The following is a 21259-nucleotide window of genomic DNA, read 5'->3' as shown; positions in this document are numbered from 1 at the left end:
ATCCTGAAATAACAGCACTCACAGTTAAGAATATGATATCAAAGAGCTTGTGAACGACCTTACCTTGTTGGCGAGGGTCATCAATTGATTCAAAATATTCTAGAAAAAGAGGATCAGACATAAAAGTAGCAACCTAAAAAGACGTATAAGATCATACTTTTAAGTCAAGGTAAAGTTCGTGATCTTGCCCTGATACCTAGCCCAGTCATTTTATTTATTGCCTTCACTTTAATCATCGTTTCTGTATGCTGACTATTGAATTGGCGACTTTTTAGCTTATCACCCATTAATTGTTTAAAACGATACATCGCTGTCTCAGCAAGTGAACGAAGGTGGTACCCTGAACTCTCTTTCCACTGCGTTAACCCTATTTGGTGCATCATAAATACGGCATTATTTCTGGGGTGTCCTTCTTCCCAGTATTGGGCATTGTCTCTTGGCGGTACCCGCATAATCGCACCTTTTGCTGCGACCTCCTCATAGCAACTGCGTGTGTCATATGCTCCATCACCTGTGACTCTGTCTATATTCCTACGCAGTGGCCTGATTAAATCGGCAAGGGCTTCTCCGTCTGACACATTGACCATCGACAGCTCAGCACCCACAATATCGTGACTTGTCGCATCTACGGCCAAGTGCAGTTTTCGCCAAGTTCGGCGCTTAGACGCTCGATGTTTTCTCGTATGCCATTCACCATTTCCATACACTTTAAGGCCTGTGCTATCGACTACGATATCTATGAAGCCTTTGCTTGCGCTATTTCTATATTGCACATCAAGTGTTTTACTGCGTTTGCATAAACAGCTATAACCCGGTGATTGCAATGAGGTATCCATCATAGTGAGCAAGGAACTTACAAACCCCTCTAAGGCCCTAAGTGGCAAATGGAATACAGCTCTTAAGGTTAAACACGTTTCAATTGCTAAATCAGAATAGTAATTTGAACGACCACGGCCACCGTGTTTTTCGGTATTCTGCCACTTTGAGATGGCACTATCACTTAGCCAAATATTGATGTTACCGCGTTGAACCAAAGCACGGTTGTACTGTGACCAATTTCTAATTTTCTTCTTCATTTCGCATCATGGGTTAAGGCATTTAATGATCTGATCGCACCAAACCAAAGAAGTTCAACTATTTAGGAAACAACGCCTTTTTTAGTTAGAAAATGATTATTTTTATAAAATAAGCTGGTTGTATAAATCAATGACCTAAATTAACCCAGTATTTAGAATTATTGATATCTCGATTTGGGTCCAAGAAGGGATTGTCGATACGGATGACTGTGCTTGATTTCCATTTGCTCAATGGAAATAGATGTTTGGTAGACACATGACTTTTCATATAGTCATCAAAACTACCATCTTCAATTGCTTTATTTAAACCATTTGTTACATCGGCGATAAGTGTTTCATTACTTTTTTTAATAAAGAAATACATAGGGAAGGGGTAATGTAAGATTACTTTGTCGTATACGATTAACTCTGGCATTGATTTTTTCCGAGATAATACTTCGCTATGCGCTTCATTAATTCCTCTAGGGAATGCAAAGCAGCGACCTGAGTAAGCTTGTTTAAACATGTTTTCGTAGATTGCATTGGGCATAACGTTTAATCCCGCTGCAATCATAATATCAGTGTCTGGCCAATGAGCGCCTTGACAAAGTCGGTGTGTTTTAAGCTGATCTAAGGTTGATATTTTATTCAGCTCAGTCGTCGCGCTTTGATGTGCAGTGAATACTCTATAGCCAAGTAACCCTTTAACCAATGGAATGGGCACAAAGCCCAGCGTACTTTCGCGTTCAGAGTCAGTACCCGCCCAATAAATATCAATAAGGCGGCCTGCTTTTAGTTCATTTAATGCACGCTGTTGCACCATGTAGGGCGATAGCTTTATCGTGAGGGGTTTATTAATTTTGCGATAAGCAAGCTCTAACAAGCCAACATAATAGTCGTGTGTACTATCAAATTTAGACTGAGGGCCTCGTACTTTGATTGTTTGAGCATTCGAGAATGTTGTTATGGTGAATAATAATACGCAAAACAGAATTAAAATGTGCTGCATGGTCGGCTAGCCAATTGAATTGAACTGTGTCTTTCAAGTATAGGGTTACACTTATGTAAGGCAAGTTGATAGCGAAAAGCACGCCAAAAAATCGCTTTAGCCTACCAACTTTGCAAAATTGCGACTAAGTTTTACGTATGTGATGCAAAGGCTATGTATTAATGACAGCATTAATTGCACTGGATACACAATCAATTAAAAATTCTATCTCAATGAAGTTGCTCAGTTCTGTGCTATCTATCTATTTTTTATTAACTTTGATAGTGACGGGGGTGCATATTGCCGTTGAATATCAAGATGCTAAAAACGAAGTACAAAGCGTTCTGGAAGCGTCGGAGCAAACCTTTCACGACATACTTGCGACAGATCTATGGAACTATGATTTAGACCAGCTCAATATTACCGCAGAAAGCATTAAAAGATTACCTGATATTACCGGTATTGAAGTAAAAGGAGCCGAAGGCACTGTACTTTTTTCCAGTGGAAAAACGCTCGATAAAACGATTCAGCAAGATGGGCTGTTTTGGCATCAGTTTACCTTAGTTAAAACCATGAATGACGAGAACACAGATTTAGGGGTCGTTCGGCTTTACTCTGACAGAAGTGTCATTATAAATAGTATTAAGTCAGGGGTTTATACCTTAGCGATCAACGCCGTGATTAAGACACTGGCATTAGTGGTTTTAGTGACGATTATATTTAGAAAGTTATTGACGCTCCCATTGGGTTTATTGGCAAGGCATGCCGATTCAATAGACCCAGATAACGCAGTGTTTAATCGCATTGACATCGCTAAAAATACAGATGATGAACTAGGTCTCGTGCAAAATGCGTTAAACGGCATGATGGAAAAGACAGCCGATACCATTAAAAAATTAGACACCGTTAATCGAGGGTTAGAGCAAAGAGTGGTTGAACGCACTGAAAAATTAAATCGGACAGTCAATCAACTCGACATTGAAAGAGCAACTCTCAAAGAGGAGGTAGCCACCCGACAGCAAAGTGAAGCCGCATTGGAGCAATCTTTAGAGGACTTAAAACGTGCACAAGGGCAGTTAATTGAGTCAGAAAAATTAGCGTCATTAGGTGGACTTGTTGCAGGAGTTGCGCATGAGATAAATACCCCTGTGGGGTTGAGCCTAACGGGAATATCTCATTTTGAACATATGGTTGAAGACATAGATAAGTTATTTCAAGCGGGGGAGCTAGAAGAAGATGACTTTTCAAGGTTCACCAAAGACTCTAGAGAATTAGCCAAAACAATTCATGTGAGCTTGGCCCGCGCAGCAAACTTAGTAAAAAGCTTTAAACAAGTTGCTGTTGATCAATCGTCAGAAGAAATACGTGAGTTTGATATTCTTGAATACTTAGAAGAAACCATGACCAGTATGAATAGCCAGCTTAAACAAAGTAACGTGAACTTTGAGGTGGTTTGTAACGAACAAATATTGATGATGACAAGCTATCCTGGGTCATGGGCACAGATATTCACTAATTTAATTCAAAACACACTGATCCATGCGTATGACAAAGACCAAACCGGTCAAGTAACCCTGACATTTGCAAAAAGGGCAGATTCGCTCGTACTTGAGTTTAAAGATGATGGCAAAGGGATGAGTACGCAAACGATAGAAAAGATATTCGATCCGTTCTTTACCACCAACCGTGCAAATGGCGGTTCAGGGCTTGGCATGAATATCATCTATAATATAGTGACCCAAAAATTAAGCGGTACGATCACGGTTGAAAGTGAAGTGGGACAAGGCAGCAGTTTTTACATTACTGCACCTATTAAGTTAGCCAATGTATAACAGGCAGTTTTATGTTTAAAAAGAAATCTAAATCAGATGGTAAGCCTAAAGAAACATGGAAGATCTTAATAGTAGATGATGAACCCGATATTCATACAGTCACAAAAATCACACTGAGTCGGTTTGAGTTTGATAATAAAAGCCTTGAATTTATTAGTGCATTTAGTGGTGAAGAAGCGAAGCAGTTATTAGCAGAGCACTCAGATATAGCACTGGTTTTTTTAGATGTTGTGATGGAGTCGGATGATGCGGGTTTATTGGTTGCACAATACATTAGAGAAGAACTGAAAAATGCGTTTGTGCGTATTATATTGAGAACAGGTCAACCCGGACAAGCACCTGAGAGAGATATAATTGTTAATTATGATATTAACGATTACAAAGAAAAAACCAATTTAAGCAGCGATAAATTATTTACCGTCGTATACACGGGTTTAAGAGGCTATCGCGATATACTTGCTATAGAAAAATCCAGAGCAATGCTAGAAAACCACCGAATAGGTCTTGAAAAAGTCATTGATTCTACGGCAAGTCTTTTCAGGATCCGCTCTATTAACAAGTTTGCAAATGGGTTGCTCGTGCAGTTAGCGTCATTACTGCATATTGATAAAGCGGCGTTAACCGCCCAAACAAGCCACTGCGCTGTAAAAAAAGTCGACAATCACTTTGAAATTATTGCCGCGACAGGGCTGTTGCAACCAAACGACTCTGGTTCTCCTGCTTTACCTGAGGCGATTAAAGTATTGTTTGAGCGTGCGTGTACTGAGCAACGAAGTCTATTAGAAAACGGCGCGTTTATTGGCTACTTCCCAACCACTAATACAGGGACTAACCTCATTTATTTAGAAAATGTAGGCGATATAGCTCCTTTGGATAGGCAATTACTCGAATTATTTTCTCATAATATATCAGTTGCATTTGAAAACTTAGCACTTGATAAAGAGATATTTGATACGCAATCTGAAATTATTGACACACTTGGTGAAGTGGTTGAAAGTCGCTCCAAAGAAGCTGCAAATCACGTGAAACGCGTATCGCATTTGTCAAAAGCACTGGGTGAGTGGGCTGGGCTTGATGATGATACTGCGAATCAGCTTTTTATGGCCTCACCTATGCACGATGTGGGGAAAGTTGCGATCCCTGATGCTGTGTTATTAAAACCCGGCAAGCTTAATGATGAAGAGTGGGAGGTGATGAAAGGTCATGTATCAATTGGGCATGATATTTTTGCGCGGTCGAAGCGACCAGTACTTAAAGCTGCAGCGATTGTAGCAGGCCAGCACCATGAAAAGTTTAATGGTAAAGGCTATCCAAATGGCCTCTCTGGCGACGACATTCACATATTCGGTCGTATAGTTGCATTGGTTGATGTATTTGATGCCTTGTCACATTCGCGGTGTTATAAAGAAGCGTGGCCTCTAGAAGAAGTATTGTCATTGTTGAAGGAAGAGCGAGGTGAGCACTTTGACCCTAAATTAGTCGACTTGTTTATAGACAATATAGATAAAGTTATACACATCATGGAAACGTACCCAGATTAAGCTATTGTATTCAGATACGTATATAGAGTTAGATGCGATAAGAGCAAGTTATTCGGCAAACTCGCCGCTTATCGGTATTGTATGATGCACTATTGAGTGTTGTTAGCCCTTATTTTGAGAGTTCTTTTTTCACCTGGGGTTGCGAAATAATCTACAGCCAACGCTTTTATTTTATCAGGTACTTGCATTGGGATGTGAACATACGTGATATTACGAGCATTTAGATGCACTTTAGCCGACGTTGTTGAGTGTTCATCGACAGCAAACACTTCTGGTATAAACGCATGGTGCGTTATTTTATCGGCCCAGAACTTTGCGTATGGTGTGTAATGCTGTGGATTGATATCAGCATCTCCTAAATGCAGTACTGTGACGCCATCAATGGTTACACGATAGACTATATTTTCAATTTCGGTTCTCTTTGGCCAACCGGTGTGCGGAATACGAACGGCTTCAGCATCAATACTATTAATGTTGAAGCTAATCGGCTTATCGCCAATATTCAGTGATACTTCATGTAATTGCGGCTTGAACTGCTGGTAATTGGGCTGTAATGCGAGTTTTTTCATTACTTGCGTGGGGGCAATTAACTGAACTTCTTTATGCTTTTGTAAGTACTCAGATACTTCGGCTGCATGAAAATGGTCCGCGTGATCATGGGTAACAAATATGGCATTAATAGTGTTAAATGGCGCTGCACTATTAATGAGCTTTTCTTTGATTTCTTGGGGTACTAATGTAAACCGGTTATAGTTTTGCTTGAAAATAGGATCAAATAGTACTTTTTTATTGTTATGCGTAATTAACACTCCTTCATTGCCTAAGTATTGTGCGCTCGCTGATATACTTTTCGCGGTGATACTACCAGAAAAAAGCATAAAAATAATTGTAATAATACTCGATATTTTATTCATCAACTATTCTGTCCTTGGTGCTACTTTTTAATATTTTTATTAACTATTAGATGTATATTTATTAAAAATATTGCACTGAATAGGGTAGATGTATATCTTTTTGCGCTCAATGCCTTGTACCGAGAGATGGAATTACGGTGAGGTTAAGTTACAAATTTACAAAGTTACTTTATAAATTATAATATTATTTATTCACGGCTTTTTATATGGCAGCTTTTCAAATGTTGCTATTGGTTAGTAGACTAGTTATGGAGTGAATGGCCGTGTGGATATTTAAGTTTGATGTTACGCGCCATGTAATAATACGTGAGAAATAACACAACACAAATGAGTGGGTAATCATAGTTTGTGTAAGAGAGTGCGCATTGGCAATAGAAAAGCGTTTATCAGACACACTGAATGATAAACGCTGTAAGCATTACTAGTGGAGTTACCTTACACCGAGTAAGGCTTCTTGTTCGGCTTGACTTGCGAGGTATTCATCGAATGTACCGTGAAAGTTTTCGACTTTCTTGTCTTTAATATCTATGATACGCGTAGCTAAAGATGACACAAATTGACGGTCATGGCTGACAAAAATAAGTGTCCCTTCGTATTCTTTCAACGCGTTGTTTAAGGCTTCGATGGCTTCCATATCCATGTGGTTAGTAGGTTCATCCATAATTAACACGTTTACGTCTTGCATCATTAATTTGCCAAATAATAAACGGTTTTTCTCACCACCTGAGCAGTTTTTGGCTTTTTTATTGGAATCATCGGCAGTAAACAATAAGCGACCTAACATGCCACGTACCATTAAATCATTGTGCTTAGCGGTACGCCACTGTGACATCCAATCAAATAACGATAAGTCATTGTCAAAATCTTTAGAGCTGTCTTGAGGGCAGTAACCTATTGATGCGTTTTCTGACCACTTTACAACACCTTCATTCGCTTGAAGTTCGTTAACTAGGCAACGTATAAAGGTAGTTTTACCCACACCATTTTCACCGATAATGGCAAGCTTGGCATTTGATTCAAGAATAAGCTCACCTTTTTCAAAAAGCACTTCGCCGTCAAACCCATGACCAAAGTCTTCAAGTATTAATGCTTGGCGGTGCATTTTTTTGCCTTCATCGAAACGTAAACTCGGTGCTATACGGCTAGAGTTTTTAACTTCGTCTAAGCTGATTTTGTCCATTTTTTTAGCGCGTGAACTTGCTTGTTTTGCTTTTGATGCATTGGCGCCAAAGCGGTTTACAAAGTCTTGTAATTCGTCAATCTCTGATTGCTTCTTAGCGTTACCCGCTAATAATTGCTCGCGGATCAAAGACGATGCTTCCACGAATTTTTCATAATTACCCGGGTAAATGCGTAATTCACCGTAATCAATATCGGCCATGTGTGTACAGACGGCATTTAAGAAGTGTCTATCGTGCGAAATAATGATCATGGTACATTTACGCTGGTTTAATTCATTTTCTAACCAACCGATAGTATGAATATCGAGGTTGTTGGTTGGTTCATCCAGCAATAAAATGTCAGGGTTAGCAAATAACGCTTGTGCCAGTAACACACGCAGTTTCCAGCCAGGAGCAACTTGCGACATCAATCCAAAATGAAACTCTTCCTCGATCCCTGCCTTAAGTAGAATGTCACCTGCGCGGCTTTCTGCGCTATAACCATCCATTTCTGCAAATAAGCTCTCAAGTTCAGCGACTTTCATACCATCTTCTTCGCTCATTTCAGGCAAAGAATAAATACGATCGCGTTCTTGTTTTACTTTCCAAAGTTCTGTGTCACCCATGATCACGGCATCAACAACAGAATAAGCTTCAAATGCAAATTGGTCTTGACTTAAATTACCCACTTTTAAACCTGGAGTAATTGAAACATTACCTGAGGTTGGTGTGAGCGCGCCACTTAAGATTTTCATAAATGTCGATTTACCGCAGCCATTTGCGCCAATTAAGCCATAACGATTGCCGTTACCAAATTTAGCAGAAATATTTTCGAACAAGGGTTCTGCACCAAACTGCATGGTGATATTCGCGGTAGATATCAAGATGAATTCCTAAGCAAGGTGAGCCGATAAAAACAAGGATTATGTTGTTTTTAACAAGCATCAAGGGTTGGTCTAAATGAGGTCGCGAATTATACAGACTACAGTGGTAGACTGTCGAGTAAAGCTTTATATAAAACACCAAAACCACACTAGAATTTAAAAAAGCGCTATCAAAACTGCATATTCCACCTTGTTGCGTCTTAGCACATGCTGGCTAACGGCCAGATGTTCCTAATTTCATTGCAATAGAAATGATAATTGTAAGATAATGAACCACTTTGATTAAAGACTAACGAGGCTTTTCGTGACAATCACTCATCCCACTCGCTTTAATACGGCGGCGTCAAAATCTGTGTCGGTATATGCATGGCTAATTGTCGTTTTTGCATTGTTATCCCCTGTACTGTTTGAGTTCGACATTTTCGAATTGATAGAAAATTTGGTCGGTGGGGCGATTGGGTTTTTACTCGTGAAATATATCAAAGTTGGCGATAGTAAAATGATAGCCTTAGCGGCTTTATATTTTGCCTTACAGACAATCCATGTTGAGTATGGTGATTTCAATATGGGGGTGAACTTTGGGGTCATGATCGCGGTGGCACTTAATTTTGATGACATTACCCTATCAATTAACGTACTTAGCTTAGTGTTCATGTTATTGATGGCGACTATTTGGTATAAAAATAATAAAAGTACACAAAAAACTTAAGGCGTATCGAGTGTATTAATAAACTATAAAATGACATTTTAAAGGAAGATAAAAATTGATAAATAATAAATATATGTTAGTTGTACTTGTCTGGCTCTTGTTAATTACAGGGTGTAATTCGACTTCTTCTGATTTTTCGATTATGCCTGAATTAAAGCTTGAAAAAGCAGAAATTAAGGGGATACGATACTATCAATCAGGTAACTATGAAAAAGCATATGAGCAATTAAAAGAGCCTGCTGCGTGGGGGTATAAAGGGTCGCAATATCTAATGGCTTTTATGTTCTTAAAGGGACTACATGTTGAACAATCGACTTTAACGGGTATGGCTTGGTTAGGTGTTGCCAAGGAAGCTAAAGTTGAAGAGTGGCTTGAGCAATTTGATTCATTCTATGCTGCTGCCCCAAAGTCATTGCAAGCTAAAATAGATATCAAAGTCGCTGGTTATATTGATAAGTACGGACTAAAGGCGCAGCGTATGACTTGTAATAAAAAGCTTAATCGGTCGACGAAAAGAATAGATGTAAAATGCCATAGTTATGGTGGAATGAGAGAGGTTCATGACATCGAACAAGGCAATAATGTTCAGTAAAATTTTTAATAATTTGTTATAGATAGTTCCCGCAACCGATTTTTCAGATCAGCAGCAAATTTACGGCGGCAGTTGAACTGAAAAATCGATGTGTCGAGATAGAGGCTGCTAGTCTAATTTCACCAGTACTTTGTCCAAGATGGTAATCAGTTGCGATATTTCTTTTTCATCTACGTCTGAAAAGCCACATTTAATGAGTTCAGGGATATGCTGGGCTTGTTCCTCAAGTGCGATACCCTGTGGTAACAGCTTAATGCATTTTTTGCGCTTATCGTTTTCGTCACTGACAATCTGAATGAGCGATTTTATCGCCATTTTCTTTAAAATTAAGGTCATTGCCCCCCCATCAATGGCGGTTAAATCAACTAACTGGGCAATGGTAATATTGTCTTGCTCCCACAGTGCCATCATAACCACATACTGTGGATAGGTGAGATCTAACGCTTCTAAGTGAGGGCGGTAGCGTCTCGTAATGCCATTTGATGCCATATAAAGCCGATGGCATAGCTGGTTTTTTAATTTTAACTGTTCATAGCTCATGGTGTTCTCCTTGGTCAATATTTTACTTTGCGTACAAAGTATTTGCAATTAAGAATTTTTTGAGTATATTAGTTTGTATGCAAACTAAATTGTTTTATGAAAACCACGACAAAAATATTGGAGAGCGAATATGAATACATTACAAACGATTGCTTATACAGCAAATGCAACGGCGACAGGTGGACGAGAAGGTAGTGCACAGTCTGATGATGGTCGTTTAGATGTTAAATTGTCTACCCCCAAGGGGCTTGGTGGCGATGATGGTGCAGGCACTAACCCCGAGCAGTTATTTGCGGCAGGTTATGCGGCGTGTTTTATTGGCGCACTTAAGTTTGTAGCAGGGCAGAGTAAACTCAGTTTACCTGCTGCCACGAGTATTGATGCGCAAGTGAGCATTGGCCCAATTGAAGGAGGGTTTGGTATCGCGGCTAAATTGGCTGTTACTATTCCAGATATGGATAAAGCTGAGGCGGAAACGCTGGTGGCAAAAGCGCATCAAGTATGCCCCTACTCAAATGCAACACGAGACAATATTGTTGTAGAACTATCTGTGTTATAAAGATATAGGGGCGATCAGCCCCTTTTATTTAAACTTAAATTCAGATAATAAGTGAGCGAGAGCGGGCATTCTCGCTAGGGTTAATTAACAAATTAATAGTCTAATTGGCCGCCATTATTGATAAAAGCGGCGTATTCGTTCCATACATCTTCAACGCCTCGGCCGATTGTTTGTCTAAATGCAGAATCAAATGACCACGTATAATTACCCATGTCTTTGGCTGCTTTGTTGAATTTATAGATAAATTGGTTATCAACGCGGCTTTGTACATAATGGAAAAAGAACCCTGTTGTGGTATAGCCACCTAGCCACTTTTTAGGATCATTAACATTAGGCTGACGAGTTTTGTGAAAGCCTGCGCCAATACGCACGCCATCGGCTAAGCCTTCAGTAAATGCCCAATAGGCTTGACCATCACCATAGGAGTCATGCGTGAGAGGCGAGTTGTTATAACCATGAGTCACCTCATGGAATAAAATGCCATCAATTTCATCTGCGATTGCCGCATCTGAATTGCCGCCTTCTCGATAGAGTTTTTCTAGATGAGTTGTACTCACCACAATGGTCATCTCACCTGAACCATCTTCCCCCATTTTGTACGCTACAAACTCTTTACCCCAGTGATCTTTGGCGCGTAACTCAAAGCGCAACTTTTTAAAACGGTTAGATTCTATAGGGTCTTTATACAAAACTTGTGCAACGTCGATACAGCGCTGCGCCATATGTGCGGCTGGGTCTTGAATAATACGCCTAAGTAGCTGCGAACCTTGCGTTTCTGGGTTTAGGTCGACAAAGTCGACCACTGGCTTTTTCCATTGCCCATTGCCCGGATCAGTGGGCACATTTTCTTTAATGTTGATATTAAATTGCGTATTAGAATACCCATAAACTGAAACATATAAATCGTTGCTGGTGGCGCTGCATTGCTCATTCGCTGTAGGGGAAGTACTTTGGCAGATATGTTGACTTGTTGTGGCTACAGCGCCTGCATTAAAATATAAGTCAGCATCGCCAGTGCCTGAGGTGGTTGCAATGACTTCGTTGCCCACGTTATAAGGGCCAAAATGCTGCCATTGACCGGCTGCGAGAGAATAACTTTCATTGACGGGTAGAGTAGGTGTGCCATTGTCACTGTCGGCGTGGCCAAATAACTGTATTTCAGCCAATTGTAAAATTGCCGCGCCGTTATTATTTTGAATGCTTAGGCGTACTTGGTTAAATGCGCGAGTGTTACTGAAGTGATAGTATTTGGTTTGATGGCGACTGGCGAAGCTCTGATTATTTTGTATGTTTAGTGTTGTCCAATTAACGCTGTCATTTGAGCCTTGTAACTCCCAGTTTTTAGGATCTCTGCTTGGGGCGTCATTGGCTGACGTTATACTGTAACCCTGTATAACCATAGTATTTGAGAATTGGTAATTCAACCAACCAGTTGACTCAAACGTCAACCATTTGGTGTACTGCTCGTTATCGAATGCGTGATAGGCTGACTCGTGACTACCATTTTCAGCTGAGGCGGTGATCGCTGCTGAGTTCGGTTGTGTCACATCGTCACTTATTGCTGTGGTTGCAAACGTATGGGAGCTGACACTGGTAAACATCGCGAGTAGTAGAGACTGCTTGTTTAAATATTTATTGCGGTTATTCATCATTTTTACCTTTTGTTGTATCGTTCCATTTTTGATTTTTTATATATAACTGTTCATAAGAACAGCCTATGAAACATTAAAGCGCATAAATTATTAATATTTTTGGAACGATCTAAATATCGGTGGTATTTAAAGTGCTGTCAAACGAGAAACTGCGGAGTATAGACATTAAAATGTAATCAAACTCTGCTAAAGCAATGATTATTATATATACATTTGTTTATATTTTTTTTGGTTATAATATATACCGCTATGAAATGAAAAAGTGAGCTATAAAATCGTTTTTGAAGCGGGTTTAGAGCTAATAATATGATTTTATTAATTTGTTTTATATCTTGTTTGAAGAAGTGTAAGAGAGTGGCGTATAGGGTATACGCCACTCCTTTTGTTTACGGGGTCATGAATTGCACGTTGTCTAATTGATAAACCGCCCCATCACCTGTGCCCCATGTTGGGAATATCATGATGATCTTCACGGCTGAAAGATTAAGTCCCGCAGCTTCTAATTCAGATAATGCGAACGTGTAATGTTGCCATTGGTCCTGTTGCGGCGCGATCCCTTCTTGGCTTTGTGACAGTTTTAGCTCGGCGAACACCTGATTAGTAATGCCTTCCACTTTGATGAGCCAATCTCCACTAGTGTCGGTTGGCTGTGATAACACTTTTAGGTCAAACTCAAGGGTGCCATTGCTCAGCGTACTTGCGTCGAAACTTGCACTACTCATAATGCCTGCCACAGTGGGCGTACTGTTGAAAGTATATTGGGCAACGGTAGCGTAATTGCTATCGTCAGACTGAACTTGCTCGACAGTTGCACCGCCACAACAATCCCACAACTCCCAGGTTGGTGCAATTGTACCATCGTAGATCATTAAGCCATTACTTGAGGAGGGAGGGGGCGTGTCCGTTGAAGTTGATTTTTCCCAGCGAACGTTGTCAATTTGTAATGTCACACCTTGTTGATCACCCCAAGTAGGATAAATCACCAGCCCCGTATTAACCGATTTAGGGTTTAAACCAAAATTAACTAAATCAGTGACTGGCACAGTGATGGTTTGCCACTGGTTATCGGCTATGACACCAAGGACTTGATCACCTGTTGTACATGGAAATATACAGTCTATTTTGTAGCTTATGCCACTGGTTGTTTGTGCATAATCAAGCACCTTGATATCAAAAATTAATGCCCCGTTTTGGTAGTCACTCACATCAATGGGCTGTGCAGATTGAAAATACAGTAGGCCATCGGCACCGTTACCAGAAAACCCAATTTCGAGTACTTTGCCGCGATCAGCATCATCACTGTCAACGGTGGACCAAGTTACATGGTTATCGCTTTGACCATCAAAGTAATCTGCGCCAGTAATGGTGTCCCATGCACCAATTCCATTTGTCCAAAGATCGGCGTTAACCGCGTCATCGAATACCGTGATTTGTTCTCCCTCAATCTCAACTTTGGGTGGATTGATGCCGCACCCGCCGCTGTCTTTGTGACCACACACTAGTGCGATGTTATCTAGCTGCACATGCGCGGCACCGCTGAATTCAATAACAAATAAATTCACAACGGCGTTCATGTCAAGAGGCTGTTGACCGGGCGTTGCTAATAAGTCATTGATAGGCACAGAGACTCTGTTCCACTGATCCATTTTCAGTGTATTAACAGGGATCACCTTTTCTCCTAGTGCAGGCCAACCACTGTCCATTTTGATCAGGATATTACTGTCGGCAGTGGTATTTGCGCTATTGATAAACAGATCAAATTTCAGCTCGCCGGCATGCAGTTTCCAAGGCTCAGCAGAGCTACCCATACCAAATAAGGCAAATGCCTCTTTGTCTGTGGCGCTGATCGCCATATTGCCCATATTGCTAGTGCTGATCTCAAGCACCGTATTGTGCTCGCCACCAATATCCACTTCGCTTAAACTAATTGCACCGTCGTTGTCCCATGCGATTGCCGCGGTTAAGCCGCGAGAAACAGTTTCATCATTTATATGCCACGTTATCTCTTGCGCTTTATCTATAAATAAAGGGTAAGTGGCGATATGTACGTCACTTGGCGCTGCAATTGTAGCGGCTGTATTGACTTTAGTGACACAACCCACACCCGTTTGTGAAGTAGAATCACATTGATACACTCTGACATAATCTACTTCCATGACTGCAGGAAATTGTGTTTGTGCATCGGGTGAGCCAGGTAAATTACCGCCAACGGCTAGATTGAGTAATAAATGAAAGTCTTGATCAAAAGGCGCAGCTGGTTTTGATACGTACCCTAGTTCAGAATTTTCGTAGTAATAACTCCACCAAGTATCTGAGGAAACGGTCGCATAGTGCACGTCATCTACGTACCAGCGGATTTCATCTTGTTCCCATTCTACGGCATATAAATGAAATGTGTCTGTCACATTGAGGCTATGTTGTCCGCCTGCACTGCGATTAAGCGGCCACGCCATGCCATAGTGAATGGTTCCTAACACTTTTTGATCTGTGGTGAGACTAAATAGTTCCATAATGTCGATTTCGCCTCCCGATGCCCAACCGCCATATTGACTATTTGTTGGCAACATCCAAAATGCTGACCATAAGCCTTGGCCATATGGGGCTTTTACGCTCGCTTCGATCCGGCCATACGTTACGTCAACTTTTGCTTCAGACTTCATGCGCCCAGAGGTGTAGTTGTAATTATTAGTCTGTTGTTCTTGTGCGGTAATAATAAGTTTACCATCTGCGACGGTGATATTTTCTTCTTGATACCACTGTAGTTCGTTGTTGCCCCATCCAATTAATCCATACTGTGAGCCGTCGCCTGTTTCAACCTGCCAGTGCTGTGAGTCTAAGGAGGTGCCATTAAATTCGTCTGACCATGTCATGGTCCATGCTTTTGCATTACTTGCTAATGCAACCGTCACTGTAAAGCTCTGTGTGGTACTGAGCTTACCATCAGACACAACGAGCACGACGTCGTGATCACCTATATGTGTAGTGCTGGGCGTGCCAGCGAGCACATTATTTTCAAACGAAAGCCAGCTCGGGAGAGTGTGTGCTTGATAGCTGAGCGAGTCGCCATCAATGTCTTCGCCTGTCGCGGTATAACTATAAGGTTGCTGTGCCGATGCACTGGTATTGGCTGTACTTGAGAACGTAGGCGCCGTGTTAAAGCTAAGCTGCTCTCTAGACGATTCTCCACTTGAGTCGGAGCAACCAGATGCAAAAATCATGGTTGAAACGAGTAGAGAATAGGCGCATAACCGCTGAGTTCGATTTATTGTATTCATAGTTCAATCTCTTTTCAGTCTAAATGGTGTAACCGCTTACATATGGTTTTAACTCATTCCTTGAATATGAATTAAATGATTGTATGCACTGTTATATGCACAATGTTTAGGGTGAAGTGTTGCGTGCCAAGGGCTAGCAACACTCTATTAATTACTCCCGAGTCTGTCGGGCTGTTGTATTACGGGCAATGATGCATTTGGTGCGCTTTTGGTAGCGTGTGTACTAAACGAATATTGGCGAGACTAATGGTCGTATCGACCTCTGCGGCAATCGCAAATGGGCTAAACACGCTGGCAAACGCAGTTACATGACTAAAGCATTTAGTACTCATTGCTGTACTTTGCCATTGATCAATTAGTTCAGTATTTACGACGTTTGCAAGGGGAATACCTCGGCTACAGTTCTCGTCGCAGTTAACACCGAACTTGGCGCTAAATCCCGCTTTATTTGATACTTTAATGTCAAACATTAATGCGCTCTTCGGTGCGGTAAAGTCACGTAAATCTTCAGGAAAAACATGACTAATGGCAACTCTTGCTGGTTGAGTCTGTGAAAACGTGATCTGACGTGCATCTTCTTGTACGTTTTTGTCGATGGTTCTGACTTGAATCGCGTCAAGTGCCACTGCGTTGCTACTCATCTGCTTACGTTGTGCTTGACTCACAATGTTGAGCGTCCACGGGCTTTTGACGGTGCCTTGCAAAATAGGATGTATTTTTGGCCCCGCTGTTGGGTCTGCTATGGTGCTATCGAGGTGGGGAACGTGTACATCATCGCGATATGTTAAGCCATACCCGAAGGCAAATAGGGGCATATAGTGGGCGTCATGCACATTCAGGTGGTGGTCGCTCACCTGTGCGGGCCAAGAAAACGACAGCTTACCCGTAAAGTCGTAATTGATTTTGTCTGTTGGTGTTTTAAATAAAACGTCTGCAATTGCGCCGCCTTCAGAGCCAGGAAGCCAAGCGGCAACAAACGCATCTGAGTGATTAAGCTCTGGGTTTACCCATAATGGTCTACCAGATAAAAACACCGAGACTACTGGCAGTCCTTGGAGTTTAAACTTTTTCAGCAAGGCTAAATCACGCTTGTTGGCTTTTTGATATTCCACGCTATTTAAGTCGCCGTTGCCTTCTGCATAAGGGTTTTCACCAAACACCATGATCACTACATCTGGACGCGTGCTGAATTCGCCATTTGGACTTAATGTTACTTTACCACCAGCGGCACTAACATGTTGTAGTACTCCGTCATAAACAGAGCTGCCACCAGGGAAGTCTTTGTTGGTATTGCCTGTGCCTTGCCATGTAATAGACCAGCCACCGGATTGCTTTGCGATGTTATCGGCACCGTCACCTGCAAGAAGTATATTGCTACTGGGTTTTAGCGGCAGTGTCTGCTGGTTATTTTTTAGCAGTACTAAGCTTTCTCTCACGGCTTGCTTAGCGACTTTTCGATGCTCAGTATGGCCAATTAAATGCTGTTTTCCCGCTAAAATTCGCTTAGCTGGGCTGGGTTTTGTAAACAAGCCAGCCCGTATTTTTACTCTTAGAATTCGGGATACGGCATCGTCAATACGTGATAATGCAATTTCCCCTTGCTGTACTTGAGCAAGGGTGTTTTGGAGTAGGGGCTTCCATGCTTTGGTCGGCACCATAAACATATCTAGGCCTGCATTGATACTTTGGCTACAGCTTTCATTGCTGCACCCTTTAACTTGCCCGTGGCCGTTCCAGTCACCAACCACAAAGCCATCAAAGCCCATTTTTTGTTTTAATACATCGGTGAGCAAATATTTATTGCCATGGATTTTATCGCCATGCCAACTATTGAATGACGCCATGACGGTTTGCGCGCCAGCACTTAAACCATGGACATAACCTTGGGCATGAATATCAAACAAGGTCTGTTCGCTGTCGATATTATTACCTTGGTCGTCACCCCCAACAGTGCCGCCGTCACCCAAAAAGTGCTTTACAGTACTAATGACCTGTTCATCACCTAAAAAATTGCTATTTGGTTTGCCTTGTAAGCCCGTGACAATGGCTGATGCATATTGGCCTACAATAACGGGATCTTCAGAATACCCTTCATAGGTTCTGCCCCAGCGGTCGTCGCGTACTACCGCGACAGTTGGGGCAAATACCCAGTCAATCCCAGTTGCCATCACTTCTTTAGCGGTAATTTGGGCGATCTTTTCGATTAGATCTGGGTTATTTGCCGCGCCGAGCCCAATATTATGAGGAAATAGCGTCGCGCCAATGACATTATTGTGGCCGTGTACCGCATCAGTTCCCCACATGGTCGGTATTGTGCTGCCATCTAAGCTATCGTCTATGGAAGCTTGGTACATTTGCTCAGCCAGATTAACCCAATCAGCTGCACTGGCGTGTTTGTTGTTATTAGGAAAGGCACCCCCTCCATTGAGGTATGAACCAAACCCATACCGGCGCATATCTTCAACGGTGATATCGCGAATTTCTGGTTGGATCATCTGCGCGATTTTTTGCTCTAACGTCATCTGGGCGAGTATAGATTCTACCTGCTGCTCAACGTCAGAGTTTGTAGCAAGTTTATAGTGTAACGTTGGCCACACACTGGATTTTGTGGTTGTTTGCGATTCATGTTGTGTACAACTCAGTGTTGATAGCGACATTAAAAGCACACTGAGATAGTGAAGTGGTGTTGTCATTTTCATTCCAATTACTTAGTAAATCGAGAGAATTTTTGTGCCGTCGTACCTTTTAAACCGTAGTAGGCGATGTATAAAAAGCACAATAGTGGCAATATGAAAGAATGCTGTAACCCAATCGCATCGGCTAAAACACCCTGTAATAAAGGTAAAATAGCGCCGCCCACAATGGCTAAGCATAGAATGCCAGAGCCTTGACTGGTGAGTTGATTTAAAGAGTTGATCGCGAGGCTAAAAATAGTAGGAAACATAATGGAATTACACAGACCAATCAGTAGCATAGCCCACATTGCACTTTCACCATTACCGAGCATGGCAAACAACAGTAACGCTGAACCCGCCAATGCGTTGAATACCAGCACGTGTGCAGCGTTGACTTTTTGCATGACGGCCGCGCCGATGAATCGACCAACCATAGCTCCCCCCCAAAAATAGGCTATTAAGTGGGCTGCTTCGGCTTCTTCAAGTGCTGCAATATTATCTAACCCAATATAGTTGATCAGAAAGCTGCCAATACTGACTTCTGCACCAACGTATAAAAAGAGCGCAATGGCACCGAGCGATAAGTGCTTATACTGTAGTACTTCAAATCGGTGAGTGTGCGCAGGGCCAGCCGTGTTTGTGTTTGGCTGCTCTGCATTTAAAGTGGGTAATTTGAGTAACGAAAATATCACCGCAAGAATGAATAAAGTACCCGCAAGTATTAAATAGGCCGTTTGCACAGAGCTCTGGTCTGCTTTGCCATCGCTTGCAGCGATCCCTGCGGATAAAATCATGGTGCTGCCGAACATAGGCGCGACGGTTGTACCAAGTGAATTAAATGCTTGTGTCATGGTTAATCGTGACGAAGCTGTTTTGCTGTCACCTAAAATACTGACAAAAGGGTTGGCTGATACTTGTAAAATGGTGATCCCTGAGGCCAACACAAATAACGCCCCCAAAAACAGGCTATATTGTTTTAATGCGGCTGCGGGGTAGAACAAAGTACAGCCTATACTGGCAATGATAAGGCCTAGCACAATACCTCTTTGAAAACCGAGTTTGCTGATCAGCTTGCCAGCAGGCAAAGAGACAATGAAATACGCGCTAAAAAAGCAAAATTGTATCAGCATCGCTTGTGTATAGCTCAAGGAGAACATGGCTTTTAAATAGGGGATCAAAATGTCATTGAGGCAGGTAATAAACCCCCACATGAAAAAAAGTGTGGTTAATGATCCTAACGCAAAGCGGGTGTTTTGACTTCCACTTTGTGCATGATGCTCTGAGTGTGTGCTGATCGGTATGCCTGCCATAATGACTCCTATACAACCTGTTTCGTGCTGTTGATTTGTTATTCTCGTTTTAAATTTCTTGACCAAATGATGCTTAACGATTAACTTTAGTAAAAATGTAAGCGCTTTCATTTATAGCACACCAATTAACTAAAGCAACCTAGTTTTAAAAAAACACCTGCTACATCGTGTGATGTAAACGTAAAAAATTGCGCTAAATAGACAGCTCAAAACAGATAGGACGGCACAATGACGCAGTTAACTATTCCAGACAATTCTATGATGAACGACTGGCAGTTTATTTTTGGTGTGGCAACGTCTGCTTTTCAAATTGAAGGTCAATCAAGTACAAGACAATCCACCATTTGGGACACATTCTGTCATAAATCTGGTGCCATTGTGGATGGATCGAATGGGGACGTTGCCTGCGATCACCTGACCCATTGGCGTGATGATGTATCGTTAATTGATAGCTTAGGAGTTGGTGCCTATCGGTTTTCGGTATCGTGGGGCAGGGTGCTAAATCATGATGGTTCAGTCAATACCAAAGGGATGCAGTTTTATCTTGATTTATTAACTGAGCTTGAAAAACGCGATATAAAAGCCTTTGTTACCTTATATCACTGGGACTTGCCACAAGCGCTAGAAAACAATGGGGGATGGTTAAACAGAGAGACGGTCTATGCGTTTGAGCACTATGTTGATGTGGTAACCAAAGCGTTTAAAGGTAAGGTATATTCATACGCAACATTAAATGAGCCTTGGTGCAGCGCGTATTTAGGGTATGAAATAGGCATTCATGCGCCGGGTATATCAGGAAAGCAATATGGTAAAAAAGCAGCACATCACTTATTGCTAGCCCATGGTCTCGCGATGCAAGTATTGCAAAAAAACAGCCCCGAAAGTCAAAATGGTATTGTGCTCAATTTTAGTCCTTGTTTTGCTGCGAGCACCAATCAAGCCGATATAGACGCTGCAAAGCTCGCCGATCAGCATTTTAATCATTGGTATATTAAACCTCTGCTTGAGGGTAAATACCCAGATATTATTGACTCGCTAAGCTCTGATCATCAGCCAGATATCAAAGTCGGTGATATGGATACTATTGCTGCTAATTTAGATTTTTTGGGCGTGAACTATTACAGTCGTTCGGTATATCGTAGTTGCGAACAAGAAGGCTTTGAATTAGTGGCTCCTGCAACGTTCAGTGTAACTCAAATGGGATGGGAAATTTACCCACAAGGCTTAAGTAAATTGTTGATTGATTTAAATAAGCACTACACTTTACCCCCTGTTTATATCACAGAGAATGGGGCCGCCATGAACGATGAACCGATGCAGGGGCAAATAATTGATTTAGACAGAGTTGCTTACTTTAACACGCACCTTGCGGCGGTAGACACCGCGATGAAACAAGGTGTAGATGTTAGAGGGTACTTTGCATGGAGCCTAATGGATAATTTTGAATGGGCCGAAGGTTATGAGAAACGCTTTGGTATCGTTTATGTCGATTACCAAACACAACAACGCACTTTAAAAGAAAGCGCAAAACAATACAGGAATATGCTGCTCAACAGATAATAATGCATTCGCG

The 21259-nt window shown here is 41.6% G+C and carries 16 protein-coding genes; 6 read left to right on the top strand and 10 right to left on the bottom strand.

Annotation, left to right across the window (positions count from 1 at the left end):
* The 3 genes from BGP78_RS06895 to BGP78_RS06885 form a co-directional block, all read right to left on the bottom strand.
* The coding region (locus BGP78_RS06895; RefSeq protein WP_147386052.1) for a transposase family protein at positions 1–121 on the bottom strand (121 nt) is incomplete at its 3' end.
* Positions 122–164: 43 nt separating this feature from the next.
* Positions 165–1076, bottom strand: coding sequence for an IS5 family transposase (locus tag BGP78_RS06890; protein ID WP_119860706.1), 912 nt, complete (start codon positions 1074–1076; stop codon positions 165–167).
* Between the two features lie 127 nt (positions 1077–1203).
* On the bottom strand, positions 1204–2064 hold the full coding sequence (locus BGP78_RS06885; protein WP_119860705.1) for a hypothetical protein: 861 nt from the start codon (positions 2062–2064) through the stop codon (positions 1204–1206).
* A gap of 161 nt (positions 2065–2225) precedes the next feature.
* On the opposite strand from BGP78_RS06885, the gene BGP78_RS06880 reads away from it, so the two are divergent.
* Both BGP78_RS06880 and BGP78_RS06875 read left to right on the top strand, forming a co-directional pair.
* Positions 2226–3875 carry an ATP-binding protein gene (locus tag BGP78_RS06880; protein ID WP_119860704.1) on the top strand — a complete coding sequence of 550 codons (1650 nt, stop codon included), beginning with the start codon at positions 2226–2228 and terminating at the stop codon, positions 3873–3875.
* 11 nt (positions 3876–3886) lie between these two features.
* The gene (locus BGP78_RS06875) at positions 3887–5416 is read left to right on the top strand and encodes a DUF3369 domain-containing protein (protein WP_119860703.1); all 1530 of its coding nucleotides are present in this window, start codon (positions 3887–3889) and stop codon (positions 5414–5416) included.
* 89 nt (positions 5417–5505) lie between these two features.
* Here BGP78_RS06875 and BGP78_RS06870 read toward each other — a convergent pair whose 3' ends face one another.
* Both BGP78_RS06870 and BGP78_RS06865 read right to left on the bottom strand, forming a co-directional pair.
* Entirely contained in the window at positions 5506–6330 is an 825-nt protein-coding gene (locus tag BGP78_RS06870; RefSeq protein ID WP_119860702.1) for an MBL fold metallo-hydrolase, read from the bottom strand.
* A 430-nt stretch (positions 6331–6760) separates the two neighbouring features.
* Positions 6761–8374, bottom strand: a complete 1614-nt coding sequence (locus BGP78_RS06865; protein ID WP_119860701.1) for an ABC-F family ATPase — start codon at positions 8372–8374, stop codon at positions 6761–6763.
* A 304-nt stretch (positions 8375–8678) separates the two neighbouring features.
* Here BGP78_RS06865 and BGP78_RS06860 point away from each other — a divergent pair, with 304 nt between their 5' ends.
* Together BGP78_RS06860 and BGP78_RS06855 are read left to right on the top strand one after the other, a co-directional pair.
* On the top strand, positions 8679–9083 hold the full coding sequence (locus BGP78_RS06860) for a hypothetical protein (protein WP_119860700.1): 405 nt from the start codon (positions 8679–8681) through the stop codon (positions 9081–9083).
* Positions 9084–9138: 55 nt separating this feature from the next.
* Positions 9139–9675, top strand: a complete 537-nt coding sequence (locus BGP78_RS06855; protein ID WP_147386064.1) for a sel1 repeat family protein — start codon at positions 9139–9141, stop codon at positions 9673–9675.
* A gap of 108 nt (positions 9676–9783) precedes the next feature.
* Here BGP78_RS06855 and BGP78_RS06850 read toward each other — a convergent pair whose 3' ends face one another.
* The gene (locus BGP78_RS06850) at positions 9784–10215 is read right to left on the bottom strand and encodes a MarR family winged helix-turn-helix transcriptional regulator (protein WP_119860698.1); all 432 of its coding nucleotides are present in this window, start codon (positions 10213–10215) and stop codon (positions 9784–9786) included.
* 130 nt (positions 10216–10345) lie between these two features.
* Here BGP78_RS06850 and BGP78_RS06845 point away from each other — a divergent pair, with 130 nt between their 5' ends.
* Positions 10346–10774: an organic hydroperoxide resistance protein gene (locus tag BGP78_RS06845; protein WP_119860697.1), complete on the top strand. Its 429-nt coding sequence runs from the start codon at positions 10346–10348 to the stop codon at positions 10772–10774.
* A 92-nt stretch (positions 10775–10866) separates the two neighbouring features.
* Here BGP78_RS06845 and BGP78_RS06840 read toward each other — a convergent pair whose 3' ends face one another.
* From BGP78_RS06840 to BGP78_RS06825, 4 genes are all read right to left on the bottom strand, one after another.
* A complete protein-coding gene (locus tag BGP78_RS06840) occupies positions 10867–12426 on the bottom strand; it encodes a basic secretory protein-like protein (RefSeq protein WP_259386214.1) in 1560 nt (519 codons plus the stop codon).
* A 386-nt stretch (positions 12427–12812) separates the two neighbouring features.
* Positions 12813–15701, bottom strand: coding sequence for a family 16 glycosylhydrolase (locus BGP78_RS06835; protein WP_119860695.1), 2889 nt, complete (start codon positions 15699–15701; stop codon positions 12813–12815).
* Between the two features lie 179 nt (positions 15702–15880).
* Positions 15881–18400, bottom strand: a complete 2520-nt coding sequence (locus BGP78_RS06830) for an exo 1,3/1,4-beta-D-glucan glucohydrolase (RefSeq protein WP_182912239.1) — start codon at positions 18398–18400, stop codon at positions 15881–15883.
* A 5-nt stretch (positions 18401–18405) separates the two neighbouring features.
* Positions 18406–19689, bottom strand: a complete 1284-nt coding sequence (locus tag BGP78_RS06825) for a sugar MFS transporter (protein WP_404936037.1) — start codon at positions 19687–19689, stop codon at positions 18406–18408.
* A 225-nt stretch (positions 19690–19914) separates the two neighbouring features.
* Here BGP78_RS06825 and BGP78_RS06820 point away from each other — a divergent pair, with 225 nt between their 5' ends.
* A complete protein-coding gene (locus BGP78_RS06820) occupies positions 19915–21246 on the top strand; it encodes a GH1 family beta-glucosidase (RefSeq protein WP_119860693.1) in 1332 nt (443 codons plus the stop codon).
* Positions 21247–21259: the final 13 nt, after the last annotated feature.

Source organism: Pseudoalteromonas sp. MSK9-3 (genome assembly GCF_003590335.1).
GTDB lineage: Bacteria > Pseudomonadota > Gammaproteobacteria > Enterobacterales > Alteromonadaceae > Pseudoalteromonas.
This window is presented reverse-complemented; position numbering and strand designations above follow the sequence as displayed.